At 68.1% G+C, this 16,107-nt stretch carries 13 protein-coding genes; 6 read left to right on the forward strand and 7 right to left on the reverse strand.

The features are described from left to right. Positions 1-44 precede the first annotated feature (44 nt). Both IEV67_RS18995 and IEV67_RS12315 read right to left on the reverse strand, forming a co-directional pair. Positions 45-1,817 (reverse strand): HNH endonuclease signature motif containing protein, encoded by a 1,773-nt coding sequence (locus IEV67_RS18995; RefSeq protein WP_229703069.1) that lies wholly within the window; start codon positions 1,815-1,817, stop codon positions 45-47. A 110-nt stretch (positions 1,818-1,927) separates the two neighbouring features. Further along, entirely contained in the window at positions 1,928-3,238 is a 1,311-nt protein-coding gene (locus tag IEV67_RS12315; protein ID WP_188436844.1) for a M50 family metallopeptidase, read from the reverse strand. Positions 3,239-3,289: 51 nt separating this feature from the next. Between IEV67_RS12315 and IEV67_RS12320 the strand changes: the two genes are divergently transcribed. The 3 genes from IEV67_RS12320 to IEV67_RS12330 all read left to right on the forward strand — a co-directional run bounded on the left by IEV67_RS12320 (position 3,290) and on the right by IEV67_RS12330 (position 6,351). Continuing rightward, positions 3,290-3,859, forward strand: a complete 570-nt coding sequence (locus IEV67_RS12320; RefSeq protein WP_188436845.1) for a hypothetical protein — start codon at positions 3,290-3,292, stop codon at positions 3,857-3,859. 137 nt (positions 3,860-3,996) lie between these two features. Further along, entirely contained in the window at positions 3,997-4,662 is a 666-nt protein-coding gene (locus tag IEV67_RS12325; protein ID WP_188436846.1) for a YcnI family copper-binding membrane protein, read from the forward strand. 72 nt (positions 4,663-4,734) lie between these two features. After that, positions 4,735-6,351, forward strand: coding sequence for a Mur ligase family protein (locus tag IEV67_RS12330; protein WP_188436847.1), 1,617 nt, complete (start codon positions 4,735-4,737; stop codon positions 6,349-6,351). Between the two features lie 29 nt (positions 6,352-6,380). On the opposite strand, the gene dxr is transcribed toward IEV67_RS12330, so the two are convergent. Both dxr and IEV67_RS12340 read right to left on the reverse strand, forming a co-directional pair. Next, a complete protein-coding gene (gene dxr / locus IEV67_RS12335; protein WP_188436848.1) occupies positions 6,381-7,463 on the reverse strand; it encodes a 1-deoxy-D-xylulose-5-phosphate reductoisomerase in 1,083 nt (360 codons plus the stop codon). A gap of 50 nt (positions 7,464-7,513) precedes the next feature. Further along, a complete protein-coding gene (locus IEV67_RS12340) occupies positions 7,514-8,461 on the reverse strand; it encodes an FKBP-type peptidyl-prolyl cis-trans isomerase (protein WP_188436849.1) in 948 nt (315 codons plus the stop codon). Between the two features lie 145 nt (positions 8,462-8,606). Between IEV67_RS12340 and IEV67_RS12345 the strand changes: the two genes are divergently transcribed. After that, a complete protein-coding gene (locus IEV67_RS12345) occupies positions 8,607-9,410 on the forward strand; it encodes a lysophospholipid acyltransferase family protein (RefSeq protein ID WP_188436850.1) in 804 nt (267 codons plus the stop codon). On the opposite strand, the gene IEV67_RS12350 is transcribed toward IEV67_RS12345, so the two are convergent. Continuing rightward, complete coding sequence (locus IEV67_RS12350; protein WP_188436851.1) at positions 9,379-9,870, reverse strand: OsmC family protein; 492 nt, start codon at positions 9,868-9,870, stop codon at positions 9,379-9,381. The genes IEV67_RS12345 and IEV67_RS12350 overlap by 32 nt on opposite strands. A 61-nt stretch (positions 9,871-9,931) precedes the next feature. Between IEV67_RS12350 and IEV67_RS12355 the strand changes: the two genes are divergently transcribed. Beyond that, positions 9,932-10,927 carry an asparaginase gene (locus tag IEV67_RS12355; RefSeq protein ID WP_188436852.1) on the forward strand — a complete coding sequence of 332 codons (996 nt, stop codon included), beginning with the start codon at positions 9,932-9,934 and terminating at the stop codon, positions 10,925-10,927. Between the two features lie 53 nt (positions 10,928-10,980). Then, the gene (ald, locus tag IEV67_RS12360; protein WP_188436853.1) at positions 10,981-12,093 is read left to right on the forward strand and encodes an alanine dehydrogenase; all 1,113 of its coding nucleotides are present in this window, start codon (positions 10,981-10,983) and stop codon (positions 12,091-12,093) included. 21 nt (positions 12,094-12,114) lie between these two features. Here the strand turns inward: ald and IEV67_RS12365 are convergent, their stop codons facing one another. Together IEV67_RS12365 and IEV67_RS12370 are read right to left on the reverse strand one after the other, a co-directional pair. Continuing rightward, complete coding sequence (locus IEV67_RS12365; RefSeq protein WP_188436854.1) at positions 12,115-14,925, reverse strand: FtsK/SpoIIIE domain-containing protein; 2,811 nt, start codon at positions 14,923-14,925, stop codon at positions 12,115-12,117. A gap of 57 nt (positions 14,926-14,982) precedes the next feature. Continuing rightward, a complete protein-coding gene (locus IEV67_RS12370; protein WP_188436855.1) occupies positions 14,983-15,843 on the reverse strand; it encodes a PP2C family protein-serine/threonine phosphatase in 861 nt (286 codons plus the stop codon). Positions 15,844-16,107 lie beyond the last annotated feature (264 nt).

The raw sequence follows: 16,107 nt of genomic DNA on the forward strand, positions 1-16,107 counted from the left end.
ATTCGCCTGCCCCACAGAGGTGAGTCGACGGAGCATCATAATCATCACGGATTCCGGGCGGCGTGGCGTTCGTGGTCGAGGGCGTGGTCGAGGGCGTGGTTGAGGGCGTGGTTGAGGGCGTCGTGGACGGCGGTGTAGTTGTGGTGGGGTGATCGCCATTTGGCGTAGGGGTCCCACCAGTTCGGGCCGCGGATTTCTGGCATGCCGTTGCGCATGCGGATCTTCCAGATGCCCTCGTCGAGGGTGTGATGGTGGTGCCAGCACAGGGGGACACCGTTGCTGGTGTGCGTGGGTCCGCCGCGGGCGTGTTCTTCGACATGGTGGAGTTCACACCAGTCGGCGGGGACGTCACAGCCGGGGATGAGGCATTCGCGGTCTCTGAGCACGATCGCCCGGCGTTGGGTCGCGTTGAACAGGCGCGCACTGGTGCTGATCGCGACGATCGCACCGTTCTCGTCGAACAGCACCCGCTGCACACCGCCCGCGCACCCGGCGTGATCGGCCGCGCCGAGGGGGACGTCGTATCCGGGGCTGTCGATCCTGGCCCGGCCGGTGCGGTGCGCGTAGTCCTCCGCGGTGACGGAGACGACCAGGGTCGGTGCCGCACCACCCAGGGTGGGCATGCCCCCGGATGCGGCGGCGACCATCAGGGCGGTCGCGAACGCGTCGTGACGTTTCTGCGCGTGGGTGCGCAGGTCCGCCAACTCCACCGGCGGAGATTTCGCTTTGTGTTCGGGGAGCCCGTCGGCACGATCCGAGAATTCTTCGCCGGCCTCGTACTCGGCGCTGCTGGAGTACTTCGCATCGAACCAATCATCGTCATCGCCGTCATCGGCGCCGGCGCCACCGTTGTCGCGATCGCCGCCCCTGCCGAAGTGGGTGTCATTGCGGGCGCCGCTGGTCCCGCCGTCGTCGCTGTCGCCGCCACCGGTCCCGTCATCGCTGGTCTCGTCGTCGCCGTGACTGCTGTCGTTGGCGCCGCGTTCGCCGTCACCGTCGTCCGAGGGTCGAAACCGCACGGTGCTGCTGCTGCCGGTGTCTTCGGCTTTCGGGTTCAACAGGGAATCGACGAGTTTCTGCAACTGTGCCGCGACCTCTGGGAGTAGTTCGCCGCGCACGGGGACGGATCCGTCGCGGAGTTTCCCGATCGTGAAATACCTCCGTCGCCGCCCGGCCCGATCCGACGGCTCGGCCCCGTCTGGATCCAGGCGGGCCACGATATGCGCCGCCAACGCGGCGAGCTCATCCACCGTCGGCGCTGGCGCCACGCCCGAATCGCCAGGATCCGTGCCGTCCAACGGCAGCCCGGCCGCGAACCTCGCCAGCACCGCATCCGCCGCCAACCGGTCCGCCACACCGACCCGGACCGCCTTCAGCAACGGGGTCGTGCAGGCCAGGAACCCTCCCACCGACAGCACCCCGTCCGCCAACGCGTCCGCGAGCTCGGGGAACTTCCCCGGCAACAGCCCACCGGAAGTGATGTCCACCTCACGGCGTATCGCCCCCGCCGCGGCCACATACCGGCGCGCGGCCGGCCCGTCCACGAGCAGGGTGCGTCGCAGCAGCTCGGCCGCATCCCGGCATCCCGCCCGCGTCGACAACCGCCCCTCACGCTCGCACTCATCCCGCCCCACGACCTGATCCGTGACCGCCACGATCGCACCATCCAACCGCCGCTGCACCCGCCCCAACACCTGGATCACAGCGAGAAGCTCATCATCACCAGCGAACCGCAAGTCACCAGACACACCAGAGGAACCCATCGCATCGGCCAACAACCGATCGACGCCCTCCAACTCCTCCGCCAGTGACCCCATACCCCCATTCAAGCGAGGGCCACCGACATTCAAACCCCAGATCAGACCACATTCACGAACTGTGGACAACCCCTCTGAATCACACACCTGTGGAGCAGAAGTGCGAGCCCTTACCCGAGCAGATCCACGGGATTCACGACATCCGCAATCATCAGCAGTGCACCCATTCCGATCAGCAGCACCGCCACGATCACGGTCAACGGCACCAACCGTGTCGCGTCGACCGGAGCAGGCGGCGGACGACGAAACAGCTTCGCCCACGCGCGCCGGATCCCGTCCCACAGAGCCACGACGACGTGACCACCGTCCAGCGGCAGCAACGGAATCAGGTTGAAGACGAACAGCGCGACGTTGAGTGAGCCGAGCAGGTTGAGCAGCACGACGAATCGGTTGAGCACCGGGGCATCCGTCGCGGCGACCTCGCCCGCGAGACGGCCGACACCGACCACGCTGAGCGGTCCATCCGGATCGCGATCAGCGCCGGTGAACAGCGACACTCCGACGTCCCAGAGTTTCACGGGCAGCGTTCCGATAAGACCGACGACTCGCGCCACGTTCTCGCCGGCGAGCTCCGGGCCTGCGGCGATCGGCTGCGGCACGTAACCCATCTGCGACAGCATCCCGACATAGCCGACCTCGGCGACGATCTGCTTGCCGTCGTCGTCGAGCAGGGGCTGCCCCGACGCATCCGTGAGTTCGCGCTCCGCAGCGATGGGCGTGATCGTCAGGTCCACATTCTCGCCCTCGCGCGAGACGACCATTCCCAAGCGTTCTCCCGGGGCCGCCTGCACGATCTCGCTCGCCTCGGCGAACGTCGACACCGGTGTTCCATCGACCGAGACCAGCACGTCGCCTGGCAGCACGCCTGCCTCAGCAGCCGGCGTCAACGGATCACCGGGTTCGCACTCGGTCTGCGACGTGCCGGCAGGAAGCACGCACTCGTTGACTCCAGCGATCGTCGTCGTTCCCTGCTGAAGCCCGATGCCCGACGCGAGCACGGTGAAGATGATGACGGCGAGGATCAGGTTCATGACCGGACCGCCGAGCATGATCACGATCCGCTTCCACATCGGCAGCTTGTAGAAGACGCGCTCTTCGGCGCCCTCCGCGATCGTCTCATCGTTGGCTGAACGAGCATCCTGCACCAGCGTGCGGAACAGGCCGCGCACCGGCTTGCCATCGGATGCCGGATACATGCCGGACATCGAGATGAATCCGCCGAGCGGCAGCATCTTGAACCCGTACTCGGTCTCCCCGATCTTCTTCGACCAGAGCCGAGGCCCGAAACCGATCATGTACTGCCCCACGCGCACCCCGAAGAGCTTGGCGGGCACGAGGTGCCCGACCTCATGCAGCCCGATCGACAGACCGAGCCCGACCAGCATGAACAGGATGCCGGCGACGTACAGCAGGATTTCCACGTCCCAACGCTACTGCGCGCGAACTAGGAATCCGCCGCATAGGCTGGAGCCGTGACCCCCAGGCAGCTGCGACTCGTACGTGGAGCCGCTGCATCGTCGATCGCGACCGTCATCGCCGCCGTCTCGCACACGATCGGCGGCGGCGCTCCCCCGCATCCGCTGCTAGTCATCGCCCTCGGCGTGTTCCTCACGCCCCTCGCGGCGCTGCTCGTCGGACGCACGCCCAGTATCGGGCGGTTGAGCGCAGCAGTCCTCGTCTCGCAGACGGTCTTCCACGTGCTGTTCGTGGCGCTCGGCGCCACCGCATCAGCCACCGTCATGACAGGGCACCATCACGTCATGACGCTCGATCCGCTGTCTTCGACGGTCGCGCCGGACGCCGGCATGCTCGGAGCGCACATCGCCGCCGCCGCGCTCACGATCGCGATGCTCTGGCGCGGCGAACGCCTGCTGAGCGTCATCCGACGCTGGGTGCACACGGTTCTGCGCACACGGATGCCGAGGCTGCACGCCGAATGGCCGGTTCCGGCATCGGTCGGCACCACCGCTCGACGATTCGTCCCGAGCATCCCTGCCGTGGCCATCTCCCGGCGCGGACCCCCTGCCCTCTCCCGCGGCTGAACAGCCGCACGTGATCACCGCCGTCGCAAGCGACCCGTCTGAAACGACGCCGCACCACGGCATCCACCGCGGTTCCGCGCGCCGTCGGCGCGCCCGCACGCAGGATCTGCTCTGCACCTGAACACAGGAGAACACTCATGTCCCGAATCACCCGTGGCGGCGTGCTCGTCGCCGCCCTCGCCGCAGGCCTCGTCCTGGCCGCACCGGCCGTAGCCCAGGCGCATGTCGGCGTCAGCCCCGATGCCGTTCAACCCGGTGCCTCCACTGTGCTGAACTTCTCGTTCACCCACGGTTGCGAGGAATCACCGACCACCGCGCTGCGCATCACGATGCCGGAAGGGCTGGCGTCGGTCTCCCCGACCGTCGACAGCAACTGGAAGATCGCCGTCGAGCGCGCCGACAACGGTCTCGTCTCCGCCGTCACCTACACCGCGCTCACCCCGATCCCGACCGGACTTCAGGGTGTCGCGAGCATGGCGGTGCAGATCGGCGAAGACGCCCCGGAGACGCTCGCGTTCCCCGTCGAGCAGACGTGTGAGAGCGGGGTCAACGAATGGGTGGAGATTGCGGAAGACGGCGCCGACCCGCATGACCTGGATTCGCCGGCGCCGGTCGTGACGGTGGCCGCAGGCGACGAGAGCACGACGGATGCTGCGCACACGGAGCACTCGGACGCTCAGGAGGACGCGCAGGGGCAGACGACCGAGGCATCCCCGGTCGGCGTCATCCTCGGGGGTGCAGGACTGCTGACCGGCGTCGCCGCCCTCGTGGTCGCAGTGCTCGCCTACCGCCGCTCGGTCTGAGTCTCGTGAGCGGCCGCCAGGGGCGCGCCTGAACGCGTCCCTGTCGGCCGCTCATGAGATCATTGTCATGCCATGTCGACCACACAGCCCAGCCTTCCTCCCGTGCTCCGTCCCGATGCTCCGCCACAGCGGAATCTGACGGATCTCGCCGCTCGTTTCGCCACCGCCACCCGCGGAGACACCGCCGGCGTCACCCTGACCGGCATCACCCTCGCGACCGCTGATCTCCGTGCAGGAGAAGCGTTCGTCGCCATTCAGGGGGTGAATCAGCACGGAGCGATATTCGCCCCCGCGGCCGCGGAAAAGGGCGCGGTCGCCGTCATCACCGATGAGGCAGGCGCTGACATCGCAGGCAACATCGGGCTGCCGATCGTGATCGTGGACGATCCTCGCGGCGTGCTCGGCGCCCTGAGCGCCTGGGTGTACGGCACCGGAGCCGATGACGAATTGCCGCTGCTCTTCGCGACCACCGGCACGAACGGCAAGACGAGCGTCTCGCACCTGCTGGAGGGCATCCTCGACCAGCTCGGCGTCGTGACAGGCCTCTCCTCCACTGCGGAGCGGCACATCGCCGGCGAGGTCATCGTCTCCAGACTCACGACACCCGAAGCATCCGAGATGCACGCCCTCCTCGCGCTCATGCGCGAACGAGAGGTCGAAGCTGTCGCCGTCGAGGTCAGCGCGCAGGCGCTCTCACGCAAGCGCGTCGACGGACTCGTGTTCGACGTCGCCGGCTTCACGAACCTCAGTCACGACCACCTCGACGACTACGCCGACATGGAGGAGTACTTCGCGGCGAAGCTCCCCCTGTTCAAGCCCGACCGCTCCAGGCGCGCGGTGATCTGCCTCGACTCGGCGTCCGGCGTCGACGTGGTCGCCGCGGCCGAGATTCCCGTCGTGACCGTCGGCACTCCCGCGATCGCGGCTGACGCGTCCGTCGCCGCCGGCGCTGACTGGGTGGTCACGATCGACGAGGAGCGCCAGCGCGGCACCCGCTTCACGATGACCGGTCCCGAGGGGCGCACTCTCACCACGGTCGTACCCGTGATCGGCCCGCACATGGCGGCTAATGCCGCCCTCGCGATCGTCATGCTTCTCGAGGGCGGGTACGAGTGGGAGCGCATCACCGCCGCCCTCGAGCGCGACGGACGCATCGACGCGTACCTGCCGGGACGCACCGAGCTCGTCTCCGGTGATCGCGGCCCCGCCGTCTTCGTCGACTTCGGCCACTCACCCGACGCGTTCGAGAAGACGCTGGCGGCGATCCGGCGCGTGACGCCGGGGCGCACCGTGATGCTGTTCGGTGCCGACGGCGATCGTGACGCCACCAAGCGTCACGACATGGGGCGCACTGCCGTGCTCGGCAGCGACATCCTCGTGATCACCGATCACCATCCCCGTTTCGAGGACCCGGAGTCGATCCGTGCCACGCTGATCGAAGGCGCACGGATGGTACGACCGGATGCTGAGATCCACGAGTACTCCCCGCCGGAGAAGGCGATCATCGCCGCAGTCGGCCTTGTCGGCGACGGCGATGCGATCCTCTGGGCCGGTCCCGGCCATCAGGACTACCGGGACATCCGCGGCGTTCGCACGCCGTACTCGGCTCGCGAGCTCGCCCGCCGCGCTCTGCGCGATGCCGGATGGCCTGTGCCTGAGCCGCACTGGCCGGTGCCGTACCCCGACTGACCCTTCGACAGGCTCAGGGACTGAGGCGTCTACTGCTGCGCGATCAGCCGATCCGCGGTCGCGCGCGCCCAGTTCTCGGCCTGTGCGAGCGACTCGATCGTGAGCTGGTCAGGCGATTCATGAGCGTCGACGACCCTGGCGATCGTGTCGACGATCCCGAGGAATGGCAGACGTCCCTCGTGAAAGGCATCGACTGCCTGCTCGTTGGCGGCGTTGAAGACCGCGGGGAACGTCCGGCCAGCGCGCCCGACGCTCTTCGCCAGTGCGACAGCGGGGAACGCCGCATCGTCGAGCGGCTCGAAGTCCCAGCTGCTCGCCTTCGTCCAGTCCAGCGGGCGTCCGACCCCGCCGATGCGATGCGGCCAGTCCAGGGCGAGCGAGATGGGCAGTCGCATGTCCGGCGGTGACGCCTGAGCGATGGTCGAGCCGTCGATGAACTCGACCATCGAGTGCACGATCGACTGCGGATGCACGACGACCTGGATGTGCTCGTAGTCGACGTCGAACAGCAGGTGCGCCTCGATCACCTCGAGTCCCTTGTTCACCAGGGTGGCGGAATTCGTCGTCACGACTCGTCCCATCGCCCAGGTCGGGTGCGCGAGCGCTTCGGCGGGGGTCACCGCCGCCATCTCGTCACGCGTGCGTCCGCGGAACGGACCGCCGGATGCTGTGACGACGAGGCGTCTGATCTCATCGTGCGTCCCGGAGCGCAGCGCCTGCGCGAGCGCGGAGTGCTCGGAATCGACAGGCACGATCTGGCCCTCAGCCGCGGCCGATTTCACCAGTTCGCCACCGACGATCAGGGACTCCTTGTTGGCGAGTGCCAGCGTGCGACCGGCCTTCAGCGCAGCGAGCGTCGACCCCAGCCCGATCGATCCGGTGATCGCGTTGAGCACGACATCCGCCTCGACGTCACGCACCAGCTGCTCTGACTCCTGCGCGCCCATGGCCGTGTCTTCGACCTGGAACTGCGCGGCCTGCTCGCCGAGCAGTTCGGCGTTGTTGCCGGCCGAGAGCCCGACCAGCTCGAAACGGCGAGGATTGGCGCGGATCACATCCAGCGCCTGAGTGCCGATGGAACCGGTCGAGCCGAGGACGATGATACGACGCATACCGTCAGCCTATTGCGCTGGCGCGTCCTGCACGGCGAAGCCGCGACCGGCTACGCCGCGGCAGGGTGCATCGTCGCGAGGATGTCGATCACGAAGACGAGCGTCTGGCCCTTGAGGTCTTCGTCGTTGATCTCGCCCTCGCCGTAGCCCGCCGCCGGCGGGATCACGACGAGCACCTGAGAGCCGACCTTCTGCCCTGCGAGCGCCTGGACGAACCCGGGAACGTAGCCGTTGCCCTCACTGGTGATCGGGGCGCCGTTCGCCCATGAGGAATCGAAGGTCTCGCCGCTCTCCCAGCCAACGCCGTGGTACTGGAGAAGAGTCGTGTCTCCGTCGCCCACTGCGATGCCGTCGCCCTGCTTCAGCACCGAGATCTGCACCTCGGTGGGAGCCGCGGCATCCGGGATCTCGACCGTGGGCGCCCCATCATCGTCGAGCGTGACGGCGGGCATGCCGGCGACCGGCGCCTGCTCCTCGCCCCATGCGGCCGTGGGGACCACGTCGAGAACGTCCAGCACGTAGTACTGCGCGGCCGCGTCCTCAGTTGTGGGGAAGACGATAGACAGGCGCGACCCGACGCTCGCGCAGCCGATGAGCTGTCCGAGCGGCGCATCAGCGGTCAGCGCGGCCGGGAGCAGCTCGCCCTCGGTGTAACCGGCATCGCCGAGTCGCTCACCCGTGTCGCCGTCGAATGCGCTCAGTGCATAGCTGACGTAGTCGCCGTCGGCGACCTTGTCGCCGTCGCCCTCGCTGATCACTGTGCGCTGCGCCGCATCGACCTGCGCACCCAGTTCGAAGGTCGCGGTCGACGCTGCGCCGAAGTCGCCCTCCACCGTGACGCCGTCGGAGGCGTCACCCGGTTCGACGGTCGCTGAGCACAGGTCGGCGGCCGGAGTCTCGGTGTCGTCTGCGGTCGTGCCCTCCGTGCCAGAGCAGCCGGCCAGGAGCATGGTCGCGACGGCGATGGTGGACAGAGCGATGAGCGGGCGATTGCGCAAAGTGAGACCTCGTGATCGTGGGGAGGGACATTCCATGATGTCGTATTCGCCTTTGTCCTCGCTGAGAAGCATCCGTTCTCGGGGCGCGGCGCAGTGTGCTCGTCGCATTCCACGGATGGCATGAATCGCGGAGTAGCCTGATCTGATGACCTCTGAGCAGTCTGCCGTTCCCGAGCCGACCGAAGAATCGGATCAGGAGCAGTCGACAGAGGAAGCCACGACACCACGCCGCGCCGGCGCCACGTACGCGTTCGGACGAGCAGTGATCGGCTCGCTGGCCCGGCTCGTCTACCGTCCGCACGTCGAGGGTCGTGAGCGCGTTCCGCTGGACGGCCCGGTCATCTTCGCAAGCAACCATCTGTCGTTCATCGACTCGATCGCGATCCCCGTCGCAGCGCCCCGCCCTGTGCACTTCCTCGCCAAATCGGCGTACTTCGAGGGCACCGGGTTCAAGGGCGCCGTGTCTCGGACGTTCTTCCAGTCGATCGGGGCGATACCGGTGCGCCGCGGCGCCGGACAGGCCGCTCTCGACGCGCTGGATCAGCAGCGACTGCTGCTCGAACAGGGACTGGCCGTCGCGCTCTACCCTGAAGGCACCCGTTCCACGGATGGCCGACTGTACAAAGGGCGCACCGGTGCTGCGTTCCTCGCACTGCAGACCGGTGCGCCCGTCGTTCCGGTCGGGCTCGTCGGCACGGACAAGGCGATGCCGAAAGGTGCGAAGATGCCGTCGCTCAGCGAGCGCATCACCGTGCGATTCGGCGATCCGATCGACGTGACAGTGCACGGCGCAGCCGGCAGCGGCAAGGCCCGGCGTCTCGCGACCGACGAGATCATGTCGGCGATCCATGCGCTCAGCGGTCAGGAGCTTGCCGGCATCTACAACGAGCCCCCCGCTCAGGGACCGATCGAGAAGATCAAGCAGGCTCTTCCGCACGAGCGGCGCTGACGCTTGCCTCGTGGCGGACCGGGAAGTTCACCGAGTTCGCGATGAAGCACATCCGGTGCGCATCCTCGTGGGCGCTCTCGGCCGCAGCGATCATCGACGCATCCGCGACGACGACCTCCGGACGCAACAGCACCTCGGTGAAGGCGCCTCCTCCCCTGCCGTCCTCACGCATCACTCCGCTCGCGCGATCGATGTAGGACACGACGACGACGCCTGCGCCGACGCAGGCATGCAGATACGACAGCAGGTGGCACTCGGAAAGAGAGGCGATCAGCATGTCCTCCGGATTCCAGCGCTGCGGATCGCCCCGGAAAGGTTTGTCCGCCGATGCGAGCAGCGCCGGCTTGCCTGCGACCTCGATCGTGACATCTCTGGAGTAGTCGCGATAGCCGCTCGTGCCGGTCCCGCGGTTGCCCTGCCAGGTGGCCGTGAGTGCGTACTGGTGTTCGCCGAGAGTCATGAGGTCAGTCTGACACGGTGCGGCTCGGTGACGCCGGCGACGTCGGCGTTAGGCTGGTCGCGTGCTGGAGACTCTCACTGTTGCGGATGCTGTCGAACTCGCCGTCGTCGAACGCAGCGGGTTCATCGAATCCCGCCATGCCGGTTCGGCGATCGTCCTGTCACCGGACGGAGATGTCGTGCGCCGGCTGGGGAACCCGGACGCGTTGATCCTCCCCCGCTCGAGCCTGAAGCCGCTTCAGGCCGTCGCCTGCGTCACCGCCGGGGCCGAACTGGCGGGTGAGCAGCTGGCGATCTCGACGGCGAGTCACGTCGGCACCGATCGTCACGTCGACCTGGTCCGCGAGATCCTGACCGCCGGCGGTCTCACGGAAGATGACCTCGGCTGTCCCTCGGCGTGGCCGCGAGACACCGCCACACGCGACGAACTCGTCCGAGAGCACGGACAGCCGGCACGCATCCGGATGGATTGCTCTGGCAAGCATGCCGCGATGCTCCGCGCGTGCGTCGCCACCGGCTGGCCGACCGAGGGATACCTGCATCCGTCGCATCCGCTGCAGCTTCACATCCGCGAGGTGGTCGAGCGCCTGACCGGCGAGAAGATCGCTCACACTGCGGTGGACGGATGCGGCGCGCCGATCCACGCGATCACCCTCGCCGGGCTCGGGCGTGCCATCCACCGGATCGGGTCAGCCTCCGACCGCTCGCCGTTCGCCCTGCATCGAGTCGCGGGCACCCTCGTCCGCGCCGTCAAGGAGAACCCGTGGACGATCGAAGGTCCTGGACGACCGGACACGATCGCGATCGAGACACTCGGCGTGTTCGCCAAGAGCGGCGCCGAAGGGATCATGACGATGGTCGCCCCCGACGGCACGACCGTCGTGCTCAAGATGCTCGATGGTGGCGCACGCGCACTCGTGATCGTCGCAGCGACGTTGCTCGCACGCGCCGGAGCACTGAGCGAAGCCGATCTGGCGACGCTCGCCAACGCACTTCCCCTCGCCGTCCTCGGCGGAGGGAGCGACGTCGGGATGATCCGTCCCGGCGCCGCCGTCTGATGCCCTGACCCTGGGCAGTATCCCCTCAGAGTCGAGGGAGGAGAGGAGCCACGATGAGGATCAGCGTCCCCACCGAGGTGAAGAACAACGAGTACCGCGTCGCCCTGACGCCGGCGGGAGTGCACGATCTGGTGCGCTCAGGTCACGAGGTGTTCGTGCAGTCCGGAGCGGGCGTCGGATCGTCGATGCCCGATGCCGAGTACGCCGAAGCCGGCGCCACGTTGCTCGACGACGCCGCAGAGGTCTGGGCGCGCGCAGAGCTGTTGCTGAAGGTCAAGGAGCCGATCGCGAGTGAGTACGACCACTTCCGCGACGACCTCACCCTGTTCACCTACCTGCACCTGGCTGCGGACCGGCCGCTGACCGACCGGCTCCTCGCCGACCGCGTCACGGCGATCGCCTACGAGACGGTGCAGCTTCCCGGCGGCGGGCTTCCCCTGCTCGCTCCGATGAGCGAAGTCGCCGGGCGGCTTGCTCCGCTCGTCGGTGCCAACACTCTGCTGCGTTCCAACGGCGGCCTCGGACTGCTCATGTCCGGTGTGCCAGGCACCCGACCGGCGACAGTGACCGTGATCGGCGGCGGCGTTGCCGGCGCTAACGCCGCCGTCATCGCGAGCGGTATGGGCGCGGATGTCACGATCTTCGACACGAACATCCCGCGCCTTCGAATGCTGGACGACCACTTCGCAGGGCGCGTGAAGACCGCCGCATCCAATCCGCTGGATCTTCGTCGAGCAGTGGTCTCATCCGATCTCGTCATCGGATCGGTGCTCATCCCAGGTGCGCGGGCGCCGAAGCTCGTCACGAACGAGATGGTGGCCCGGATGCGACCGGGAAGCGTACTCGTCGACATCGCCGTCGACCAGGGCGGCTGCTTCGAGGACACGCACCCCACGACCCACGACGACCCCACCTTCCCGGTGCACGACACCGTGTTCTACTGCGTGGCCAACATGCCAGGAGCCGTGCCGAACACCTCGACCTCGGCTCTCACGAACGCGACACTGCCATACGTGCGCCAGATCGCCTCCCGCGGATGGCGGGACGCGCTCAGCGCCGATGCCGCGCTCGCGAGCGGGCTCAACACGGCGAAGGGCGCCGTGATCAACGAGGGCGTCGCGGTCGCCCACGGTCTGGAGGCGAGCGCGATCGCGTCCGTGCTGTGAGATCCGCCGTGCGCGGGCTCATCACCGGGACGCATCGAGTTCGGGGATGACCACACGCTGCGGGGCGCGGCCGGCGTGGATCGTCCATGCCCGCCCCGCATGCGGTTCGGCGAACGGCGGCAGTTCTCGGATGCTCGCGAATGATCGCAGCTCTCCCGCGCATTCGGCGAGGAACAGCATCTCGCCTTCGAGTCGGATCCGCTGCCACAACGGCCACTGGCGCTGCCAGCTGTCGGCGTCGCCGACCAGTATCGTCGGCGACGCCCCGGACGAGATAGCGGCTCCCTGCACTCCGACGACCGGCAGCGACGACGGTGATTCCTGGGTGTGATCGGCGACCGGTGAGACCACGTGATCCGGATAGGCGGCTCGCAGGCACTCAACGACCCGCCGAACGCCGAGTGCGATCACGCCGACCACGCGCGCGGTCGGCGTCCAACGCTGCACGGCCACCGCTCCGGTGGCACCTGTTTCCTCGGATGCGTCAGTCCAGACGATCTGCACCTCGCGATCATCGACTCTGCCGCGGCCTGCCGGGCGGTCACGACGGTAGCCGTCGTTGTCGCCGCCTGCGGCGAGATGCTCCATCTTGGTGCCCATCCGCAGCAGCATCCGCGTCGGTAGAGCCTCGATCACACGAGAGGTCTGGCCGGACGCGCGCCCTGTGGTGATGACGACAGTGCATCCTCGCGCCGCAGCCGAGCGCACCAGCTTCTCCATCCGCTCCAGGAACGCCTGTGCATACTCCACCGGGAATGCGGCGAGAAGCTGATCGAGGTCATCGCACAGCACGAGCTCCGGTGCGGACGCGCCGGCGTCGAGCACCCCGGCCAATGCATCCCAGGCGCGCTCCGGGTCGGCACGCAGCACCACCGACCGCGCGCTCTGTCTCGCCAGGGCGCGCAGCAGAGACGTGCGCCCCGAGCTGCTGCCCCCGATCGCCGCGAGGCCTCGGTCGATTCCCGGCCGCAGCAGCATGGGTGTCTGGCACTGTCGTTCCGGTTCATCCGTGAGTCCGACCAGCAACGCATTGTCGTGCGGGTGGGCGGCGGCCATTTCGTCGAGATCGAGCCGCCGCGGCAACGGCGCGAGCCACGGACTCACCGGCTCGCGGGCGTCCTGCCATCGGGTGCCGATCTCGCGCAGGTCGCCCGCACCGGTGAGGGCGACGCGCACAGCCACCGCTGCCGTGTCCTGCGGACGGCGGACGAACGCCAGGCCCCGAGAGGCCGCACCCCCGGGCAGCTCGGCCGCGTCATCGGATCCGATGACGAGTCGGCTGTCCGCTGCCTCTGTCACACGCAGGCTCACCCGAAGGGGGCAGTTCGCTGCAAGCCCGTCACGGATGACCCCCGCCGCTCGCTGCGTGCCGAGGATGAGGTGCATCCCGAGCGCCCTGCCACGGGCGGCGACATCGGAGAAGACAGCGCCGAGGTCTGGATGCTCCTGCAGCAGCGCGGCGAACTCATCCACGACGATCACGAGCCGCCCCAGCCGACCTGACGCCTCAGCGACGCTTCGCACGGCGAGCTCGGCGAGCACCGCCTCGCGCCGACGAAGTTCCGCCGTGAGACTCTCGACTCCGCGTCGCGCGCCCTCCTCATCGAGGTCGGTGATCACCGCAGCGACATGCGGAAGGGCCCGCAGCGGGTCGAATGCCGTGCCGCCCTTGAAGTCGGCCAGCACGAATGCCACCTCGTCCGGGCCGTGCGAGCGCGCCATCGAAGTGATCCAGGTGACGAGCAGCTCACTCTTGCCGGAACCGGTCATCCCCGTCACGATGGCGTGCGGACCGTCCTCGACCAGGTCGAGCACGAGATCGGTGCTCTCGGTGCGGCCGATCACGGCGGCAAGACCGGCACGCCCCGCCTCCGCAGGCAGCACCAGCTCCCCCAGCGCCACGATGTCCGGCAGCTGTGCCGCATCGCCTTCCCGCTCGGCACTGCCGGCGGCGATCGCCATCGCCTGCGCGCGGGAGAGACATTCCACCGCGATCTCCTCGATGCCTGCCGAGGTCCGGAGCCGCGCCCGTGCCGGATCTGCGACGTCGATGAGCGTCGTCACTCCCTCCGGCACTTCGTCATCCGTCCCGCACACGCGTATCTGCGCCGCGGCGCCCACACATTCCTCATCTCCCACCACGACGGCGAGCCGCCACGCTCCGCGCCGGGTTCTTCCGGCGTGCGGGAAGCCTGCGAGCCCGAGCACCTCCAATCCCCCGCCGACGAGTGCGAGCTGTCCGGGGGCATGACGCAGACACAGTTGCACCACCAGCGCCCTGGCGGCAGCGCCGGCGATGGGCGCGGGTCCGCGCAGACAGATTCCGCGTCCCATCGCGACGGTGATCGGAACGCCCGCCACTTGAGATGCACGTTCTCTGAAGGCACGGGCGCGTTCACCGTCATCGCCGGTCACCCGGAGTGCACTGCGCCTGGCTCCTGAACCGACGACGATCGGCGTCGAATCGTCGATCGGCCGCAGATCCCGCAGGGGCGCATCCATGACGGATGCCGCCGCGTCCGGGTGAACACGCCTCAGCTCACGACGTTCGATCTGATGACGGCGCATCAGGTCCTGCTCGGCACGGCGCCACCCGGCGGTCTCGTCATCGGCGGCGGCCCGTCGTTCGCGGCGTCGAGTGCGCAGACCGTCCAGCAGCGAAGCGCCGATCATCAGAGGGCCGAGCGCGGCGAAGCAGAGCGAGAACACCGATCCGGTGATGAGCCACAGCACGACGCCGGCGGCGATCGGCACGACGGCGGCGAGTACGGGGACGGGCTGGCGTCGAGGCTCGGCGGCGACGGCGGGAAGCGTGAGCGGTTCGAGGTCCATGACCTCATTGCACGGCATCCGAGGACGGCGGATGCCGTTCTCCACAGCTCCGAGGAGCTATTCTTCGGTGGTCTCCGCTGTGGAGGAAGACTCGGAGGATGATTCTTCGTCGGTCGTGACCGCGTCATCATCTGCGGCGGGATCATGCCCGGCGCGCTCCGCCTGCACGATGATGAGCGTCACATTGTCGCGCCCGCCGTTCTCGAGCGCCGCGGCCAGCATCGCATCGGCGGCGACTCCAGGATCGGCGTGCTCCCGCAGGAAATGCTGGATGCCGTAGTCGGTGAGCTCCTTGGTCAACCCGTCGGAGCAGATCACGAACCGGTCGCCATCGAGCACTTCGATTCCGAGATAGTCCGGCGGCGTGAGCTCGCTCGCCCCGACGGCGCGCGTGATGACGTTGCTGTACGGGTGGCTCTCCGCCTCTTCCGCGCTGAGCCGCCCCGAGCTGATCAGCTCCTGCACCACGGAGTGATCGGTCGTGACCTGAACCAGCCGCTCATCACGCAGCAAATAGACACGGGAGTCGCCGATATTGAGCGAGACCCACCGGGGTTCGTCGTCTGTCGTGTCGAAGAAGATGCCGGTGAGAGTCGTACCGGTGCCTTCGTCAGTAGTCTCCGGGTGCGAGGCGATGTCGCCCACAGCCTGCGTGAGGGCATTCTCGATGCCTGCCGTGCCGACCTCACCGGAGTCGACGACTTCCTGCAGGCGCGCGATCGTGCTCTGACTCGCGATCTCGCCGCCCGCATGCCCGCCCATGCCGTCGGCTACGACGAACAGCGGGTACTGCGCCAGGAACGCATCCTGATTGTTGTCCCGGCGGCGCCCGGTATCGGTCACTCCAGCCCAGGCCAGGACGATCTCCCCGCCGTCCGGGGCCGCGACGCGATGGGTCTGCGTGGACGTCTCAGACAAAGGGTTCCTCCGGGTTGGATGCGACGATTCGAGCGGCCGCAGGATTCTCACACATCGTAGTGGAAGTACGACATGATCATGTGTCCACGCTATCGGAATCTCCGCCTGGTACGACGAAGGACCCCCGATCACGATCGAGGGTCCTTCGTTCAGCTCATCAGGCCGGCGGTTGCGTCGGCGGTGCCGGCGGAGCGGCGGGCGGAGCCGGCGGAGTCGCGGGTGGCGTCGTCGGCGGTGCCGGCGGCGTCGTCGGTGCGGCCGGCG

The organism is Microbacterium murale (assembly GCF_014635185.1).
GTDB lineage: Bacteria > Actinomycetota > Actinomycetes > Actinomycetales > Microbacteriaceae > Microbacterium > Microbacterium murale.